Source organism: Gallibacterium sp. ZY190522 (assembly GCF_054166015.1).
Genome location: NZ_CM135118.1, coordinates 2,212,491 through 2,228,945, shown reverse-complemented (window position 1 = coordinate 2,228,945; position 16,455 = coordinate 2,212,491). Strand labels below are relative to the sequence as shown.

The 16,455-nt window shown below is 38.8% G+C and carries 17 protein-coding genes and 8 tRNA genes; 3 read left to right on the top strand and 22 right to left on the bottom strand.

From position 1 onward, the window contains the following. Positions 1 to 137: 137 nt before the first annotated feature. The 3 genes from ribF to murJ form a co-directional block, all read right to left on the bottom strand. Positions 138 to 1,076, bottom strand: a complete 939-nt coding sequence (ribF, locus tag ACXPAV_RS10815; protein ID WP_458003462.1) for a bifunctional riboflavin kinase/FAD synthetase — start codon at positions 1,074 to 1,076, stop codon at positions 138 to 140. Positions 1,077 to 1,161: 85 nt separating this feature from the next. Beyond that, the gene (locus ACXPAV_RS10810; RefSeq protein WP_084598503.1) at positions 1,162 to 2,016 is read right to left on the bottom strand and encodes a DMT family transporter; all 855 of its coding nucleotides are present in this window, start codon (positions 2,014 to 2,016) and stop codon (positions 1,162 to 1,164) included. A 1-nt stretch (position 2,017) separates the two neighbouring features. After that, complete coding sequence (gene murJ / locus ACXPAV_RS10805) at positions 2,018 to 3,583, bottom strand: murein biosynthesis integral membrane protein MurJ (RefSeq protein WP_458004427.1); 1,566 nt, start codon at positions 3,581 to 3,583, stop codon at positions 2,018 to 2,020. 284 nt (positions 3,584 to 3,867) lie between these two features. On the opposite strand from murJ, the gene rpsT reads away from it, so the two are divergent. Beyond that, the gene (rpsT, locus tag ACXPAV_RS10800) at positions 3,868 to 4,131 is read left to right on the top strand and encodes a 30S ribosomal protein S20 (protein ID WP_013746125.1); all 264 of its coding nucleotides are present in this window, start codon (positions 3,868 to 3,870) and stop codon (positions 4,129 to 4,131) included. Positions 4,132 to 4,188: 57 nt separating this feature from the next. Here the strand turns inward: rpsT and hemG are convergent, their stop codons facing one another. The 3 genes from hemG to pepQ are packed head-to-tail and all read right to left on the bottom strand — an operon-like array spanning position 4,189 to position 6,658. Next, positions 4,189 to 4,704: a menaquinone-dependent protoporphyrinogen IX dehydrogenase gene (gene hemG, locus ACXPAV_RS10795; protein WP_458003461.1), complete on the bottom strand. Its 516-nt coding sequence runs from the start codon at positions 4,702 to 4,704 to the stop codon at positions 4,189 to 4,191. A 9-nt stretch (positions 4,705 to 4,713) separates the two neighbouring features. Then, positions 4,714 to 5,325, bottom strand: a complete 612-nt coding sequence (locus ACXPAV_RS10790; RefSeq protein ID WP_458003460.1) for a YigZ family protein — start codon at positions 5,323 to 5,325, stop codon at positions 4,714 to 4,716. Between the two features lie 10 nt (positions 5,326 to 5,335). Next, the gene (gene pepQ, locus ACXPAV_RS10785) at positions 5,336 to 6,658 is read right to left on the bottom strand and encodes a Xaa-Pro dipeptidase (protein ID WP_458003459.1); all 1,323 of its coding nucleotides are present in this window, start codon (positions 6,656 to 6,658) and stop codon (positions 5,336 to 5,338) included. A gap of 75 nt (positions 6,659 to 6,733) precedes the next feature. Between pepQ and tusA the strand changes: the two genes are divergently transcribed. Beyond that, positions 6,734 to 6,973 (top strand): sulfurtransferase TusA, encoded by a 240-nt coding sequence (gene tusA, locus ACXPAV_RS10780; protein ID WP_039172776.1) that lies wholly within the window; start codon positions 6,734 to 6,736, stop codon positions 6,971 to 6,973. Between the two features lie 13 nt (positions 6,974 to 6,986). Here tusA and ubiA read toward each other — a convergent pair whose 3' ends face one another. The 3 genes from ubiA to ACXPAV_RS10765 all read right to left on the bottom strand — a co-directional run bounded on the left by ubiA (position 6,987) and on the right by ACXPAV_RS10765 (position 9,564). After that, on the bottom strand, positions 6,987 to 7,847 hold the full coding sequence (gene ubiA / locus ACXPAV_RS10775) for a 4-hydroxybenzoate octaprenyltransferase (protein ID WP_458003458.1): 861 nt from the start codon (positions 7,845 to 7,847) through the stop codon (positions 6,987 to 6,989). A gap of 12 nt (positions 7,848 to 7,859) precedes the next feature. Beyond that, a complete protein-coding gene (locus ACXPAV_RS10770; RefSeq protein ID WP_039172771.1) occupies positions 7,860 to 8,627 on the bottom strand; it encodes a DeoR/GlpR family transcriptional regulator in 768 nt (255 codons plus the stop codon). Between the two features lie 79 nt (positions 8,628 to 8,706). After that, positions 8,707 to 9,564, bottom strand: a complete 858-nt coding sequence (locus ACXPAV_RS10765; protein ID WP_458003457.1) for a rhomboid family intramembrane serine protease — start codon at positions 9,562 to 9,564, stop codon at positions 8,707 to 8,709. A gap of 76 nt (positions 9,565 to 9,640) precedes the next feature. Here ACXPAV_RS10765 and ACXPAV_RS10760 point away from each other — a divergent pair, with 76 nt between their 5' ends. Further along, on the top strand, positions 9,641 to 9,964 hold the full coding sequence (locus ACXPAV_RS10760) for a DUF5389 family protein (protein ID WP_409025738.1): 324 nt from the start codon (positions 9,641 to 9,643) through the stop codon (positions 9,962 to 9,964). Here the strand turns inward: ACXPAV_RS10760 and ACXPAV_RS10755 are convergent. The 13 genes from ACXPAV_RS10755 to ACXPAV_RS10695 form a co-directional block, all read right to left on the bottom strand. Further along, positions 9,954 to 10,892: an alpha/beta fold hydrolase gene (locus ACXPAV_RS10755; RefSeq protein ID WP_458003456.1), complete on the bottom strand. Its 939-nt coding sequence runs from the start codon at positions 10,890 to 10,892 to the stop codon at positions 9,954 to 9,956. The genes ACXPAV_RS10760 and ACXPAV_RS10755 overlap by 11 nt on opposite strands. Before the next feature lie 375 nt (positions 10,893 to 11,267). Continuing rightward, the gene (locus tag ACXPAV_RS10750; protein ID WP_285092745.1) at positions 11,268 to 11,849 is read right to left on the bottom strand and encodes an NAD(P)H-dependent oxidoreductase; all 582 of its coding nucleotides are present in this window, start codon (positions 11,847 to 11,849) and stop codon (positions 11,268 to 11,270) included. 97 nt (positions 11,850 to 11,946) lie between these two features. After that, positions 11,947 to 13,131: an elongation factor Tu gene (gene tuf / locus ACXPAV_RS10745; protein ID WP_065231733.1), complete on the bottom strand. Its 1,185-nt coding sequence runs from the start codon at positions 13,129 to 13,131 to the stop codon at positions 11,947 to 11,949. Positions 13,132 to 13,227: 96 nt separating this feature from the next. After that, positions 13,228 to 13,303, bottom strand: a tRNA-Thr gene (locus tag ACXPAV_RS10740). Position 13,304: 1 nt separating this feature from the next. Continuing rightward, positions 13,305 to 13,379 (bottom strand) — tRNA-Gly (locus ACXPAV_RS10735). Between the two features lie 28 nt (positions 13,380 to 13,407). Beyond that, positions 13,408 to 13,492, bottom strand: a tRNA-Tyr gene (locus tag ACXPAV_RS10730). 31 nt (positions 13,493 to 13,523) lie between these two features. Then, positions 13,524 to 13,599, bottom strand: a tRNA-Thr gene (locus ACXPAV_RS10725). Positions 13,600 to 13,781: 182 nt separating this feature from the next. Then, positions 13,782 to 14,696, bottom strand: a complete 915-nt coding sequence (gene murQ, locus ACXPAV_RS10720; RefSeq protein ID WP_018347184.1) for an N-acetylmuramic acid 6-phosphate etherase — start codon at positions 14,694 to 14,696, stop codon at positions 13,782 to 13,784. Beyond that, positions 14,696 to 15,820, bottom strand: a complete 1,125-nt coding sequence (locus ACXPAV_RS10715; protein ID WP_458003455.1) for an anhydro-N-acetylmuramic acid kinase — start codon at positions 15,818 to 15,820, stop codon at positions 14,696 to 14,698. Before ACXPAV_RS10715 ends, murQ begins: the two co-directional genes overlap by 1 nt. 98 nt (positions 15,821 to 15,918) lie before the next feature. Further along, positions 15,919 to 15,994: transfer RNA gene (locus tag ACXPAV_RS10710), tRNA-Val, on the bottom strand. 29 nt (positions 15,995 to 16,023) lie between these two features. Further along, a tRNA-Val gene (locus ACXPAV_RS10705) sits at positions 16,024 to 16,099 on the bottom strand. Positions 16,100 to 16,129: 30 nt separating this feature from the next. Continuing rightward, a tRNA-Val gene (locus tag ACXPAV_RS10700) sits at positions 16,130 to 16,205 on the bottom strand. A gap of 20 nt (positions 16,206 to 16,225) precedes the next feature. Further along, a tRNA-Val gene (locus tag ACXPAV_RS10695) sits at positions 16,226 to 16,301 on the bottom strand. Positions 16,302 to 16,455: the final 154 nt, after the last annotated feature.

Below are 16,455 nucleotides of genomic sequence, written 5' to 3'. Positions count from 1 at the left end.
AGAATATTCCGTAATTAATAAAGTTAAATCAAAATTGCTAAATTTTTTCCGGCAGAATTGCCGTTATTTTCATCTTTAAACGCTCTTTTATAGCCTTTTTTAGATCGCTATGCAAACAAAGTTATCAAAATTTTCCGTTATTTTTGCCGATTTTGTTGAAAATAACGTTTCGCATTTTCCGCATCCAACTTAATCTGTTGTTGTAATGCCTCAAATGAAGGGAATTTAATTTCCGAACGCAATTTCAACTTAAAGAAAATTTCCAATGTTTGCCCATAAAGATCACCAGTAAAATCAAACAGATGTACTTCCAACAACGGTTTAAAGCCATTAATGGTAGGGCGATTTCCGACATTAGCAACGCCATAATAATGATGGTTCGCCTTATCTTTAACTTCTACCGCATAAACACCCTGAATCGGGTTCACATTACGATGAAGTCTGATATTAGCAGTTGGAAATCCAATAGTTCTGCCCAGCTCATTACCGTGTACTACTCGCCCTAAAATGCTATAAGGCCTCCCTAACATCTGCTCAACCTGTTCCAATTTATCCTGTGCTAACGCTTCACGGATTGCAGTACTACTCACACGCTGCTCTACTAAACAATAACTGGCATTATTTTCCACTTGAAAACCGTATTGTTTGCCGGCTTTTTGTAATGTTGCAAAATTACCACTACGATGAATGCCAAAACGAAAATCATCACCAATGCTTAAAAATTTAACACGCAATTTTTCAATTAAATAATGTTGAATAAACTGTTCTGCACTTTGTTGTGCGAAAGCTGCATTGAAAGGAACACAGAAAACATAATCGATACCGAATTGCGCCAGTGCGGTCAATTTATCACGTAATCGCATTAACCTCGCCGGCGCTTTCTGTTTTAAGAAAAACTCTTTTGCCTGTGGTTCAAATAACATCACTACTGCCGGCAATCCTAATTGTTGTGCTTTTTGCTTGAGATGACGCAAAATAGTTTGATGCCCTAAATGTACACCATCGAAATTCCCGATAGTCAGCGCACACCCGTTAGGGAAAGCAGGTAAATTATAAAGACCTCGAATTAATCGCATTATGATCTGTTTGCTATTGGAAAAGGTTACAAAAATGTCGGTATTATACGCAGATTGTTAAATAGTGTAAAACAGCAGTGTCGACCTATCTTTTAGTGGCATAAGCACATAAACCGCCGGAAAGGATGATCACAAACATACCAAGCCAACTTAATAAATCAATTTCTGTATCCCACAACCATAAACTTAATAGTGCGGAAAAAATAATCGCCGTATATTGCAAAGTGGCGGTTAACACCGTTGCGCCATAACTGAATGATCGCGTTAAGCCTAACTGCCCCAATAAGCCGAAAACACCGGTGCCTAATAAATAAAAACCGGCATTTAAATCAGCAATATAATTATTGGAAAATAAAAACGCGACTAAGCCGATAACAGTTACTGAAACAGAAAAATAGAATACCGTTCTCCACACCGGTTCGCCCGCCTGTCCGAGCCGCTTAACGGTCAGCACTGCGCCGGTTGCACTTAAGCCAGCAAATAGCCCCACCACAATAGCCCACCAATCCTGTGCATTAATACTCGGTCGCAACACCACTAATACGCCCATAAAGCCCAAACAGACAGCCAACACCTGTAGCGCACTGCGTGCAACCACTGTCGTCAACAAGGTCCAAAAAGTGATAAAAAGTGTGGTGGTATAGTTTAAACTTGCCGCTGTTGCCAACGGTAGATGAGCATAAGCATAGAAGCCGCACCAGATAGACATCACACCGAAAATACTTCTCGCTAAATGCGATTTTAAACGTGGCGTTCTAAAACTGCGGTGCTGTCGATCCAGCATTACCCATAACCAAATCAATATGACTGACGGCAATCCTCGCGTAAAAATAATTGCGCCCAAACTTGCCCCTTCTTCTGACGACAATTTAACAAATGCCGCCATTGCTGCAAAAGAAGCACTGGCAAAAATCATCCACAAAGATTGCAAAATACTCATATTACTGTGCAAACAAATCGCGTTTTCTGATACCTAATAACAGCAACGACAATAAATAACAAACGGCAGCAACTGCGATCAGACCGGCTAACCAAACGACTCGCCACATTATTGTCATTGTTTGCCAAGCAGTGATATCCGGCGTGAGGTAAAACAGCAGAGCGCCCATTGCCACGGCAGCAATCACCACTTTCAAGAAAAAGTATAAACTTCGTGCGGAAAAATGGTAGACCTGTTGGTGCGATAAACCACGATAAAGCAGAAAAGCGTTCAATGTAGCAGACATTGCCGATGCCATTGCCAAGCCGACATAACTGAAAGGGATCGCCAATAAATTAAATCCCATATTACTGATCATCGCAATAATACCGTAACGCACTGGCGTTTTGGTATCCTGACGCGCATAATAACCGTTTGCCAAGATTTTAATGAGCATATAACTCAACAAACCGGCATTGAATGCCCACAATGAATACGAAGCCGCCTGCACATCAGAAAGCAAGAAATTACCACGCATAAACAGCACCAATAACATTGGCTGTGCCAATAACGCAATACCGACCATTGCCGGTACGCCGAGCAATAAGATCATCCGCACGCCCCAATCCAGCGTCTGACGAAAAGCCTGCTCGCTTTGCATATTATCTTTATTGACGTGATGGCGTGATAAGGTCGGCAAAATAACGGTTGAAATCGCAATACCGAACAAACCTAAAGGGAATTCCAACAAACGATCAGAGTAATATAACCAGCTGATTGAACCTGTCATTAAAAAACTGGCGATAAAGGTATCCAACAAAAGATTGATTTGACTGACCGACACACCAAACAGTGCCGGAATCATTAGCGTACGGATTTTTTTCACGCCGGCATCATTCCACGCCCATTTCGGTTTTACCAACAATCCCGCCTGTTTTAAAAAAGGGAGTTGAAATAAAAATTGTAACAGCCCGCCCAAGAAAATCCCTATCGCTAAACCAATGTCCGGATTATCCAATCTTGGAGCAATAAATAAGGCTGCAGCAATCATTGCAACATTCAGCAACACTGGCGAAAACGACATTACACCGAATTTTCCAATAGTATTTAGAATTGCACCGGATAATGCCACTAAAGTAATAAACCACAAATAAGGAAACGTAATTTTTAATAATAATGACGCTTGGGTAAATTTCTCTGCATCCGCCCCATCATTTAACCAATCAATAAACCAACCAGTGCCAAAAACAGCTGTTACTAGTGGCGAGCCGATCATTGCTAATAAAGTAACAACTGTAACCAATCCACCCAATGTACCGGAAACTTTAGCAATAAATTGACGGGTTTTATCTAAATCACCCTCTTTCTGATATTCAGCCAACACAGGCACAAATGCTTGAGAAAATGCCCCTTCAGCAAACAGACGACGTAAAAAATTGGGAATACGGTTTGCAAATAAAAAGACATCCGCAGCGACACCGGCCCCTAACAAATTCGCGATCACCACATCACGAATTAAGCCCAACACGCGTGAAAGCAATGTCATACTGCTAACAACGATACCTGATTTTAATAATCCTTTGCTCAAAATAACCACCACAATTCGGTCTGACTTCATAAAAATTATTGCACATTGTATATATTTTTACTTTTTAAGCTATATTCTCACCGGAAAAACTGTTAAAATCACGCCGCCTTTTAATGGCTTACTTTGGTTGTGTCTCACTAAAGCAAGTTAGCTATTGCCTTGCTTACTCTCGAAGCAAATTTACGGCATCAAGCGATAAATTGATTGACAAAGGCTTAAAAAATAGGCATATTTTACGCCTTTCATTTTTAGTGTAATTAATTAGAAATTTTGGGAGTTTGACCTTGGCTAATATCAAGTCAGCAAAAAAACGTGCGATTCAATCTGAAAAACGCCGTCAACATAACGCCAGCCGCCGCTCAATGATGCGTACTTATATCAAAAAAGTTTATGCAGCAGTAGCCGCTGGGGATAAAGCAGTTGCAGAAGCAGCTTTTGTTGAAATGCAAAAAGTTGTGGATAGAATGGCTTCTAAAGGCTTAATCCACAAAAATAAAGCAGCAAATCACAAATCTAAATTATCTGCACAAATCAAAAAATTAGCTTAATGATTTTTGTTAGATTAAAAGTAAAACCGCCTAAATCGGCGGTTTTTTATTGTCTGTTCAAAGTTGCTGTAAGCGCTCCGCAAAACGAGCAACCTGTTGCCAATCAGTGTACTCAATCTCTTTTGTTGGATCGGTTTCTCCACCGGTAACTTTCATAATAAAACGAATCATCATCCGATCAAACCAACCATAACGTGGGTAAAGTAATGCTCCGGCAAACACCTGAACTAACTGTGGTTGCCAGATAATTTTTGCCAACAATTTCCTTGTATAAACATTGGTTTGCGGTGTATTTTTATCCGCTTTTCTTGCAGTTAAATTGACAGTATACAACGCACCTTTTTTCGCTTGTAATTGAGAATGATGCTGCTGAATAAAATCATACAATTGAGTGCTGAATTTCCCATAGCGAATAGACGCGCCAATAACAACGCGATCATAAGGTGTGAGATCAATCTGCATATTTTCTGCTAAATTTACCAATACGCATTGTCCATTTAACTTGGTAGCAATTGCTTCAGCAATTTTCCGGGTTTGTCCATCGTGAGTAAGATATAAAATCAGTGTTTTCATAAAAATATCTCAGTTTTCCAATAACTGTAATTTAAGTTGTCCTGAAGAACGTTCATTAATTTGCTTCGCCAATTGTTCCGCCTGTTGTTCAGCTATCGCCAGCTGCAACGTAACTTGAGCGGTAAATTGTTGCGTAATAATTTGCGCATCATACTGTTTCAACATTGCTTCCAACCACGACCATTGTGCATATTCACAAACAATAATATATAATTTACGCTCAATCTTAATTGTAGTTTCTGCTAACTTTAATGCCTGTTGTACGCCATTACCGTAAGCTTTTACCAAACCGCCAGTACCAAGCAAAATACCACCATAATACCGTACTACTACCGCACAGACTTCCCCTAAACCGCTACCCAATAATAAATTCAACATCGGTTTACCAGCAGTTCCGGATGGTTCGCCATCATCGGAAAAGCCGTACTGTTGTGAATCAATTGGTATTCCAGCAACCGCTGCCCAACAATGATGTCGAGCGTCAGGATGTTGCTGCCGTATTTGCTGCCAAAACTGTTTCGCCTCCTCCATTCCCGATACCGGCTGTAGATAGGTAATAAATCGACTTTTTTTGATTTCCTCACTAAAGGTGACCGCAGACTTTAACACCGGGTATTGCATAATTCTCCTTTTATGACAGTCCTAATTGTTGTTCCATTTTGACGGTTAAATTTTCCGCACCTTCAGTTCTCATCACAATATTATCTTCTGTACGGATACCACCGAATGCTTTTAAAACATCGATCATTGCCCAATCAATTTTGCTTGCATATTCACTTTGTCGCCAAGGCTGCAATAATAAATCAATAAAATAGAAGCCGGGTTCAATCGTCAACACCATTCCTTCCGCCAATTCTCGGGTACAACGCAAACTCGGATATACCTCCGGAGGACGTTTAATAGCCCCTCTTTTATTCTGTTGCCATCCACCAATATCGTGTACCTGCAAACCGAGAAGATGCCCTAAACCGTGTGGCAAAAATGCACGATTAATACCTAAATCAAAAATCTGTTGTGCCGGTAATTTTACTAATTCACTTTCCGCTAATAATTCTGCAATTCGTTGTTGCAATTGAGTGTGATAGCTCAAATAGTTATGCCCAACACGCAAATCGGCAATAATATCTCGCTTAATTTGTTCCATTCTATGCAACAATTCAGCAAATATCGGTTGTTCTTGTCGTTGATAAGTACGCGTAATATCAGAGGCATAGCCAAGATAACTCGCTCCTGCATCAATCAAAAAACTATTAACCGTTGTCGGAGTTTGATGGGATAAACGATTATAATGCAACACCGCACCGTGTTCATTCAAGGCAATAATATTGCCATAAGGCACATTTAAATCCATCTGCTGACTTGCCTGCAAATAAGCCAAGTTAATTTCAAACTCACTTTTCCCTTGCTCAAATGCCTGCTTAGCCGCTTGGTGTCCCAACAGTGCTGGTTTCTGTGCCCTAAAAATACATTCAATTTCATACTCGCTTTTATAAGCTCGATAATAATTCAAAATATTCAATAATTTACGGTCATTAACTGAATAAAAACCAAATGATTTTGCCAAGGACTCATCTTCGCCAATAAATGCACAATTTTTACGATTATTAACTTCCTGTTGCATCTGTTCCGGGTAGGTAAATACTTCCCATTCAAACTGTTTACACCAAAACGCATTCGGCAATGTTTCAACAAAATACCAATAATCCTTTGGTTGATAAAAATAGAGTTTTGGTTTGCTGTAACCGTCTAAAAACAACCAACTTCCTTCAGCCTGTGGCATCGGCACAACATAGTTGAAATACGGATTAACACGAAAAGTTTTAGTTTGATCATCCATAAAATAATAATCAGCCTGACCGGCATAAATCCATACTCCATCAAGCCGACAACTTGATAAGGCTTCCTGTATAATTGTTTGAACTCGTGCCAAATGAGCATTAAATAATGTTTCCATTCTCTACTCCACTATCCCATATTACGTGAAAATGCAGTATCATTACTGCTTTTATTAATAATCAGCAGCAATCATATGACCGAATTAGAAATTAATCAAACACTTGATACACAAGGATTACGTTGTCCAGAACCGGTAATGTTAGTAAGAAAGAAAATTCGTGAAATGCAGAACGGAGAAATTTTGCTTATTATTGCCGATGATCCGGCAACTACTCGTGATATTCCAGGATTCTGTCAATTTATGGAACATACATTGTTACAAAGTGAAATCGAACAAACACCTTATCGTTATTGGATCAGAAAGGGGAAATAATCCCCCCTTTCGTTTATCCCAAAATTCCGGCTAAAATTGCAATGAAAATCCACATTCCAACATAGTTATTATTTAAAAATGCCTTGAAACACTCCTCACGAGTACGTCGTTTTGTCAGACGACACTGATAAATAAAACAACCTAACGCCGGCAATAAACCAATGAAATAACCTTTCGACAACTGCTGTTCCACTCCAAGATAAACCAGAATAGCTAATGTAGCAATCTGTAATAACGCAATGATTTTATTGTCATATTCTGCAAACAAGATTGCAGTTGATTTAACGCCAATACGCAAATCATCATCACGATCCACCATAGCGTATTGTGTATCATAAGCAATTGTCCACGCTAAATTCGCTAAAAATAAAAGCCAACAAGATAATGGCAGAGAAGCCGCTGTTGCGCCATAAGCCATCGGTATTGACCAGCCAAATGCCGCCCCCAAAAAGAGTTGCGGCAAATGAGTATAACGCTTCATAAACGGATAAATGAACGCCAATACCGCAGCTACTACAGACAACACTATCGCATAGAGATTAAGTTGTAAAACGAGGAAAAATGAGAGCAGTATCAATAGCACAAATAATATTTTCGCCTCTTTTTCTGATATAGCTCCGATTGCTAAAGGCCGTTGCGAAGTACGTTTTACTTTGCCGTCAATATGACGATCCGCATAATCATTAATTACACAACCTGCTGAACGCATAAAGACCACGCCTAAAATAAAAATGATCAAAATTTTAAGATCCGGCATACCTTTTGAGGCTAAAAATAACGCCCACAATGTCGGCCACAATAACAAAAACGAGCCAATAGGCTTATCCAAACGCATTAGCTGAATGTAACTTCGCCATTTATTTAGTAATTTCATAAAATAGTATCTTTACTCAGGACGTGGGCAAACTTCAACCACCAAACTGCTGTTTTCAACCACTTTTGCCACTTCATTCGGCAATGTTTTATCAGTAAACAGATAATCAAACATTGTTATTGCCCCTAATCGAACCATCGCATTACGAGAAAATTTAGAATGGTCGGTAACAAGAATACTGGTACGTGAACTTTCAATAATTGTGCGTTTCACCTGCACTTCGTGGTAATCATAATCAAGTAATGAACCATCTCGATCAATAGCACTAATCCCTAAAATACCGAAATCCAATCTAAATTGAGCAATAAATTGCATTGTCGCTTCGCCAATAATTCCTCCATCCGGACGTAAACTACCTCCGGCAATAATAATTTGAAAATTCTCCTTTTCCATTAAAATATGAGCCGCATTCAAATTATTGGTCACGATACGCAGATTTTCGTGATTCAATAATGCTTTCGCAACTGCTTCCGCAGTAGTGCCAATATCAATAAATAATGATGAACCATTAGGAATATGTTGCGCAACACATTTGGCTATCCAATCTTTTTCCTGAGAAAGTAGTGTCTTACGGGAAGCATAATCACTATTTTCAGAACTGGAAGGCGAAGCGGCACCACCATGATGACGACGAATTTGATTCTGTGCTGCCAGCTCATTGAGATCACGACGAATAGTTTGAGGACTAACATCAAGCTCAGAAACGAGCTCTTCTGTGCTAATATAACCGTGCAATTTTACTAACTCAATAATCCGGTTGTGGCGTATTGCCTGTTTCATAACTGCCTCACATTATTGTAATTATTGGTTGTCATTCTACCCAAATTGAATATCTTTTCATTAAATTTTTGTAAAAAAATTATTTCACTGCTTTTTGTCGCCAAACATCAATGCCGGATAAAACACATCCGGTAATTAATCCGGCAATATGCGCGCTGTTTCCTATCGCAATACCAACTAAAGGCGCAAAAAAACCAGATACAATCCCAATAATCAAAAACAAACCAAACCCACTTGGAATGGCGAAGCGCTTCTTCGGATCAAAATAATTTGCGATAAAAACATACCCCAACACAGCATAAACCACACCAGATAACCCAAAAAAATCTGCTCCAGACGAGCAATATTGAGCAATACCACTCGTTATTGCCGAAATAGCGTAGAGTTCACATAGTTTAAATGTGCCTTGATAACGTTCAATCAAACCGGCAAAAATCCACCACCACATTAAATTAAACAAAATATGTGTCAGAGAAAGATGCACTAAACTATGAGAAAAATAACGCCAAAGTTCAAACTGCTGCTCCGGAAACACTGGAAAATGGAAATAGAAAAAAATTTGTTGTTGCCAATCAGTGTAAGTTAAAACAAATACCAAAATACAGACTAAAGTAATAAATGCACAAAATTTTTTTTGCCATAATGTATTCCATCTAAAACGAGAACTGGTTACCAACAACGGTTTCCATAGTTCTTGCCAAGAGATCTGGCTCTCTTGCTGCCAATCAGAGCGGTAAAAACGCTCATCTTCCGGATTCACTAAAAATTGCTCCGCAACCTGTTTAATCTCAACGATTTTCCCACTCTGCTCAGATATAAACAAATGAAACACGCCCTTTTCCTCTCTTATCTCAATTTGCTGTTGATATTGCTGTCGAATAAACTGCTGAAATCGAATTGCCAACTGTTGTTGAGAGGTACTAAAAAGGTAATACATAATGTTAATCCTAGTCCTTATTTATAAAATTCGCTATACTGCTAGCATTGATCACTAATATCTACATTTAATTATTATGCGTAATCGAAAAAATAATTTTCCGCAAGGCTTTTCTAAATTTTCTTGGGCTATCGCTATTTTTTGTATTCCAGCTTTCCTGTGGCCATTATCTTTATTATTATCACCTTCATTGAAAAACAATCCAACATTATCACAGACAGAAATTAATAATATGTCTATCTTTATGTGGAGTTATCCTCTGGTACTATTTATTTTAGCTAGAATAATTTATAAACTTCATCTAAGAAAACCTAAATTAGCTTATTATTTATTAGCTATCTGTTTTGTTCTTTTCTATTTAGCTGTACTAATTATTGCAGTACAAGGTTTTAATCCTTAGAAAGAAAATCAATAATTTCTCTAAAGGCGGATTGACGAATATCATCTGTTTCAAATAATATTTCGTGTCTTGATTTCTCAATATCTTTTAATATTACGTTAGAGAAATAGGTCGACAATTCATTTATTGCTATATTAGAAACAATTAAATCTTGTTCCGCCTGTAAAATAAGTGTCTTAACTTTAATTTTAGCAATAATATTCTTTAATTTTGAGAACATAATAATACATTGATGTACCCAAGAAAATGTCGGTCCACCTAGACGAACATTCGGGTATTTTTCAGCAATTTCATTCATAAATGACATTCGTTCCTTACTATGACTCAATAACGTTGTTTCTAAATCAGCTGCCTTATATGCACCTTTACCAAAAACATAATGTTGAGAAAAACCTAATAATGTCATTATCGCAACAATAATTTCATCTCTTCTTACCGTTTTCTGCGGTAATCCCCAAAATGGCGCAGATAAAATAACTTTATTAAATTGATGTGGGTATTTAGCCAAATAACAAGTTGAAATTAAACCTCCCATTGAATGAGCTAGAAGATATTGTTTTGAATACACTTTTTGTCGCAGAACGGTTTGTATCACTAAATCCATATCATCTAAATAATATTGAAATCGATCAATGTATCCTTTTTCTCGATCCCTTAATAAACGATCAGAAAATCCTTGCCCACGATGATCAAATAATAGCACATCAAATCCTTGCTGATAAAAATCATACGCAACTTCACTCCATTTTAAAATATTTTCTGCACGACCATTTACCAATACAATTAATTTTTGATGAGTTTGATGAGTAAAATATCTGAAAGCTATTTTTTTCTGCTGATTCGCCTCAATATATTGAATAGGAAATTTTTCAACAAAAGGTAATAGATGTTGTTGAACAAATTGACTAAAATTATCTTTTTTTACCATATTTATTTTTTAATAAAATATTGTATTTTCAAATATACCATCCACCAAATAATGTCAGCTTAATACTTTCCGGCAATATTCATTTTGGCATAATAATTTTTTATTAACCGATATTGATATTATCCCAATATTCTGAAATAAAGAAACTATTAAATAACCACCATTATCTACTATTAATCTGTAAAACAGCAATTATTTCCTCAGAATTGTCTTTATTATGCGACGACTCAGTAGCAAACAGCAATTCTACAGGTAAGAATTCAGTTTATTCCAATAAATGGTAATATTTTTACACTATCATTGCCCAAAGGATAAGCCACGCAGGTGAATACCATAAAAAGATAAAGTCTATTAAAGACTTTATCCTCTCTGATTTTATTTAGCAAATAATTTATTTAAATGTGCTTTATACTCAGTAATATGCTGTTCCACATTCGGATTTTTAATAACATCATTACAAATAAATGTAGGCAATGATGAAAGACCAATAAACTCATTTGCTTTTCTAAAATGCAAATATACTCCGTCTACACCTTTGCCTTCAAAAAAATCACCTTCACGTTCAAATGCTTCAATCGGCGCATTCCAAGTTAATGACAACATATGTTTCCTACCTTGCAACAAACCACCAGTGCCATAACCTTCTGTCGGATTTACCCGATGACGACCATCACTCTGATATAATTTTCCGTGACCAAAAGTAAAGACCTCATCAATATATTTTTTCACAATCCACGGTTCACCCATCCACCAACCAGGCATTTGCCAAATCACCACATCCATCCATAAAAATTTTTCAATTTCTTGATTAATATCGTAACCGGCATCAATTATGGTTTCTTGAACTTCGTGACCTAATGCAAGCAAAGTTTCTTTCGCTATATTATGTAATGTTGTATTCAGTTTCCCCTGAGAATGTCCAAATGCTTTTCCACCATTTAATAATAAAAACTTCATCAAAATCTCCTTATTTATTAAACAAATATAACCTCATATTCATAAAAAAACCCGCCTAAAAGGCGGGTTTCAAATTACTCTCTATTGTCAAATCTAATTATTTGATGATTTTCGCTACCACGCCGGCACCTACTGTACGGCCACCTTCACGGATCGCAAAACGTAAACCTTGATCCATCGCAATTGGGTGGATTAAGCTTACTGTCATCTTCACGTTATCTCCTGGCATTACCATTTCTACGCCTTCCGGTAACTCGATTGTTCCAGTTACGTCAGTTGTACGGAAATAGAACTGTGGACGATAACCTTTGAAGAATGGTGTGTGACGTCCACCTTCTTCTTTTGATAATACGTAAACTTCTGATTCAAAATCTGTGTGTGGAGTGATTGAACCCGGTTTTGCTAATACTTGACCACGTTCGATTTCTTCACGTTTTGTACCACGTAATAATGCACCGATGTTTTCACCTGCACGACCTTCGTCAAGTAATTTACGGAACATTTCTACACCAGTTACAGTCGTTTTCGTAGTTTCTTTGATACCTACGATTTCTACTTCTTCACCTGTACGAATAACACCGCGTTCTACACGTCCTGTTACTACAGTACCACGACCTGAAATTGAGAATACGTCTTCAATTGGTAACAAGAACGGTTGGTCTACTGCACGTTCCGGTTCAGGAATGTATGTATCCAAGTAGTTTGCTAATTCAAGAATTTTTTCTTCCCACGCGGCATCACCTTCTAAGGCTTTTAATGCTGAACCACGTACGATTGGAGTATCATCACCTGGGAAATCATATTGTGATAGAAGTTCACGAACTTCCATTTCTACTAATTCTAATAACTCTTCGTCATCTACCATATCGCATTTGTTTAAGAATACGATGATGTATGGTACACCTACTTGGCGTCCTAATAAGATGTGTTCACGAGTTTGTGGCATTGGACCGTCTGTCGCTGCTACTACTAGAATCGCTCCGTCCATTTGCGCCGCACCGGTAATCATATTTTTTACATAGTCGGCGTGTCCCGGACAGTCAACGTGTGCATAGTGACGAGTTGGAGTATCGTATTCAACGTGTGAGGTGTTGATGGTGATACCACGCGCTTTTTCTTCTGGCGCATTATCGATTTGGTCAAATGCACGAGCTGCACCACCGTAGTGTTTTGCTAATACGGTTGTGATGGCTGCGGTTAAAGTTGTTTTACCATGGTCAACGTGGCCGATTGTACCCACGTTTACGTGCGGTTTTGTACGTTCAAATTTTTCTTTAGACATGGAAAGTCCCCTAAAAAAACACGGTTATCGATGGCGTAAATTACCACATTAACCAAAGATAATTACAGGATATAAAAAAGGAAAGAAAAATAGAGGTGGTGCTGATAGGCGGATTTGAACCGCCGACCTCACCCTTACCAAGGGTGCGCTCTACCAACTGAGCTATATCAGCGTGGAGCGGGCAGCGGGAATCGAACCCGCATCATCAGCTTGGAAGGCTGAGGTAATAGCCATTATACGATGCCCGCACCTATATTCATCTGTCCCATCATAAAATGGTGGAGGGAGAAGGATTCGAACCTTCGAAGGCTGAGCCGGCAGATTTACAGTCTGCTCCCTTTGGCCGCTCGGGAATCCCTCCACTGTGCTAATGCTACTACTTACTTTTAAGATGGTGCCGACTACCGGAATCGAACTGGTGACCTACTGATTACAAGTCAGTTGCTCTACCTGCTGAGCTAAGTCGGCATCGTTAAGCAAGTGAGGCGTATTATAGGGATCTTTTTTCTTCTGGCAAGCCTTTTTTTCAAAAAAAACGGTATTTTTTATTGTTAGACTAAATCTCAAGCAAAAACTGTTCGTTTTTTACAGTTTCAGTACTCTATTTGATACTGTTAATAATATTTATCGCTTATAGACTAAAATATAACCTATTCCAATTTCCGTATTGCTTGATGTAATCTTCCTTGTGACTGCTCTAACAACACTTTTGCCTGAGCTTTATCTAAATTGCCTAAAATCATCATAATAGCCAATTTCGCCTGATTATCCGCCAATGATAAATAATGCTTTGCGGTATCGCGATCACATTCTGTTGCTTGCATCACAATATTTACCGCTCGATGCCGCAATTTTTCATTGGTCGCTTGCACATCCACCATCAAGTTTTGGTAACACTTACCCATTAACACCATACTGGCGGTAGAAAGCATATTCAGCACCATTTTTTGTGCTGTTCCTGCTTTTAACCTGGATGAACCAGTTAAGACTTCCGCACCAACTATCGGCGTGATTGAAATATCTGCTATTTTTGACATCTCTGAATATGCATTACAGCTAATTGCTATGGTTTTCGCCCCACAGGTTTTAGCATACTCCAACCCACCCAATACATAAGGAGTTCGACCGCTTACTGCCAAGCCGACCACCACATCTTTGTCTGAAAGCTGAACCTGCATTAAATCCACTTTACCAGCCTCGCTGTTATCCTCCGCATTTTCTACTGCTTTCCGTATCGCCCTGTCACCACCTGCGATCAGACCGATAACTTGTCCAAACGGCACGCCAAATGTCGGCGGACACTCTGACGCATCCAAAACCCCTAATCGACCACTTGTTCCTGCACCTTGATAAATAAGGCGACCACCTTGCTGAAAGGTACTAACAATAACTTCAACTGCCTGTGCAATTTGAACTAATTGGGCGTTCACTGCTAATGCTACTTTTTGATCTTCCTGATTCATTAACTGAACGATTTCTAATGCAGAAAGTTGATCTAGATTTAACGAAGAGATATTACGTTGTTCAGAAGTGAGTTGTTCCAAAGTTTTAAAAAGAGAAGTCATCATAAATCCTTATTATTAATCTTATCCGCTAAATGAATTGCTCCTAAAATTGCGTTTTTGCTTGCTCCTGTTACAGAGGGCAAATTACCGCTTTGATGATGTATGGTACGATATGCCAACCACGCAAAAGCAGTGGCTTCCATAAAATCGGCATCAATGCCACTCTGATTACTATTTCTGATTCGCCAATTCGGTAATAAATCCTGCAAACGTTGCATTAAAACCGGATTATTCGCACCGCCACCGAACACCCATAACATTGTTTCAGTTTGTAATTTCGGTAATTGTTCAACTATTGTCTGTGCTGTTAATTCCAATAACGTTGCTTGTACATCAACAGCAGCAATTTGCGGTAATGCATCAAGTTTTTGTTGTAACCAAGGTAAATTAAACAGTTCTCGTCCTGTACTTTTCGGTGGTAACTGATGGAAATACTCGGTTCGCAAACAGCTTTGTAATAATGTCGTATTCACTTGACCTTGTGCTGCCCATTCACCGTTTTGATCGAAGTTTCTACCATGATGCAATTTAATCCAGTTGTCCATCAAAGTGTTGCCCGGTCCGGTATCAAAACCACTTACTGTTCCGTCCGGATATAAAATAGTGACATTACTGATACCGCCAATATTGAGCAATACGGTTAAATGTTTCAGATTAGAAAAAATCGCTTGATGAAATGCCGGTACTAACGGCGCGCCCTGACCGCCATACGCTATATCTTTACGTCGAAAATCAGTTATTGTGGTAATTCCTGTTTGTGCCGCTAATAAATTACCGTCTACCAGTTGCATTGTGAACGGATATTTTCCCATTGGAGCGTGCCAAACCGTCTGCCCGTGACAACCAATCGCAATAATCTGCTCTGCCGATAATCTTTGTTGCTGCAAAATCTGTCTAACTTGCTCAACATAAAGCCAAGATAACCGTTGCTCAATTTCACCCAGTTTCTGCAAAGTTGTCACGCCACGCATTAAATCTGTCAAATCATCGCGTAAGTCCTGCGGCATAGGCGCATATAATGAGGTCACTATTTGAGGGAAAGCGTTTGAGAAATCAACAATAACGGTATCTACACCATCAAGGCTGGTGCCAGACATCATTCCGATATAAAGATTGGGTTGCATAAAAAGTTATCTATGGGGTAAAACAATAGATGATACCTTACCATTTTCATCAGCAAGAATAAATTAACTTTAAATAGAAATATTAACGAAGGATAAGATGGTGGGCGATACCGGTCTCGAACCAGTGACCCCCTCCTTGTAAGGGAGGTGCTCTCCCAACTGAGCTAATCGCCCGAATAGAAATTCGTTGCTACTAACAATAGTGGTGGGCGATACCGGTCTCGAACCAGTGACCCCCTCCTTGTAAGGGAGGTGCTCTCCCAACTGAGCTAATCGCCCACATTGTTAATATTGGGTGATTGTCATAAGTGGTGGGCGATACCGGTCTCGAACCAGTGACCCCCTCCTTGTAAGGGAGGTGCTCTCCCAACTGAGCTAATCGCCCTTATGACAACTAACAAAATATGGTGGGCGATACCGGTCTCGAACCAGTGACCCCCTCCTTGTAAGGGAGGTGCTCTCCCAACTGAGCTAATCGCCCATATTTTGTGTTCGTGGCATTATAATTATAATTTATATCCAGTCAATCGCTTTTTGATTTTCATTTGCTAACTGTTCTAAAAGTAAACATAAATATCAAGTTTTTATTAAGAATAATGCTAACTCATAGTAGAATAGAGCCGTTTTTTATTTTT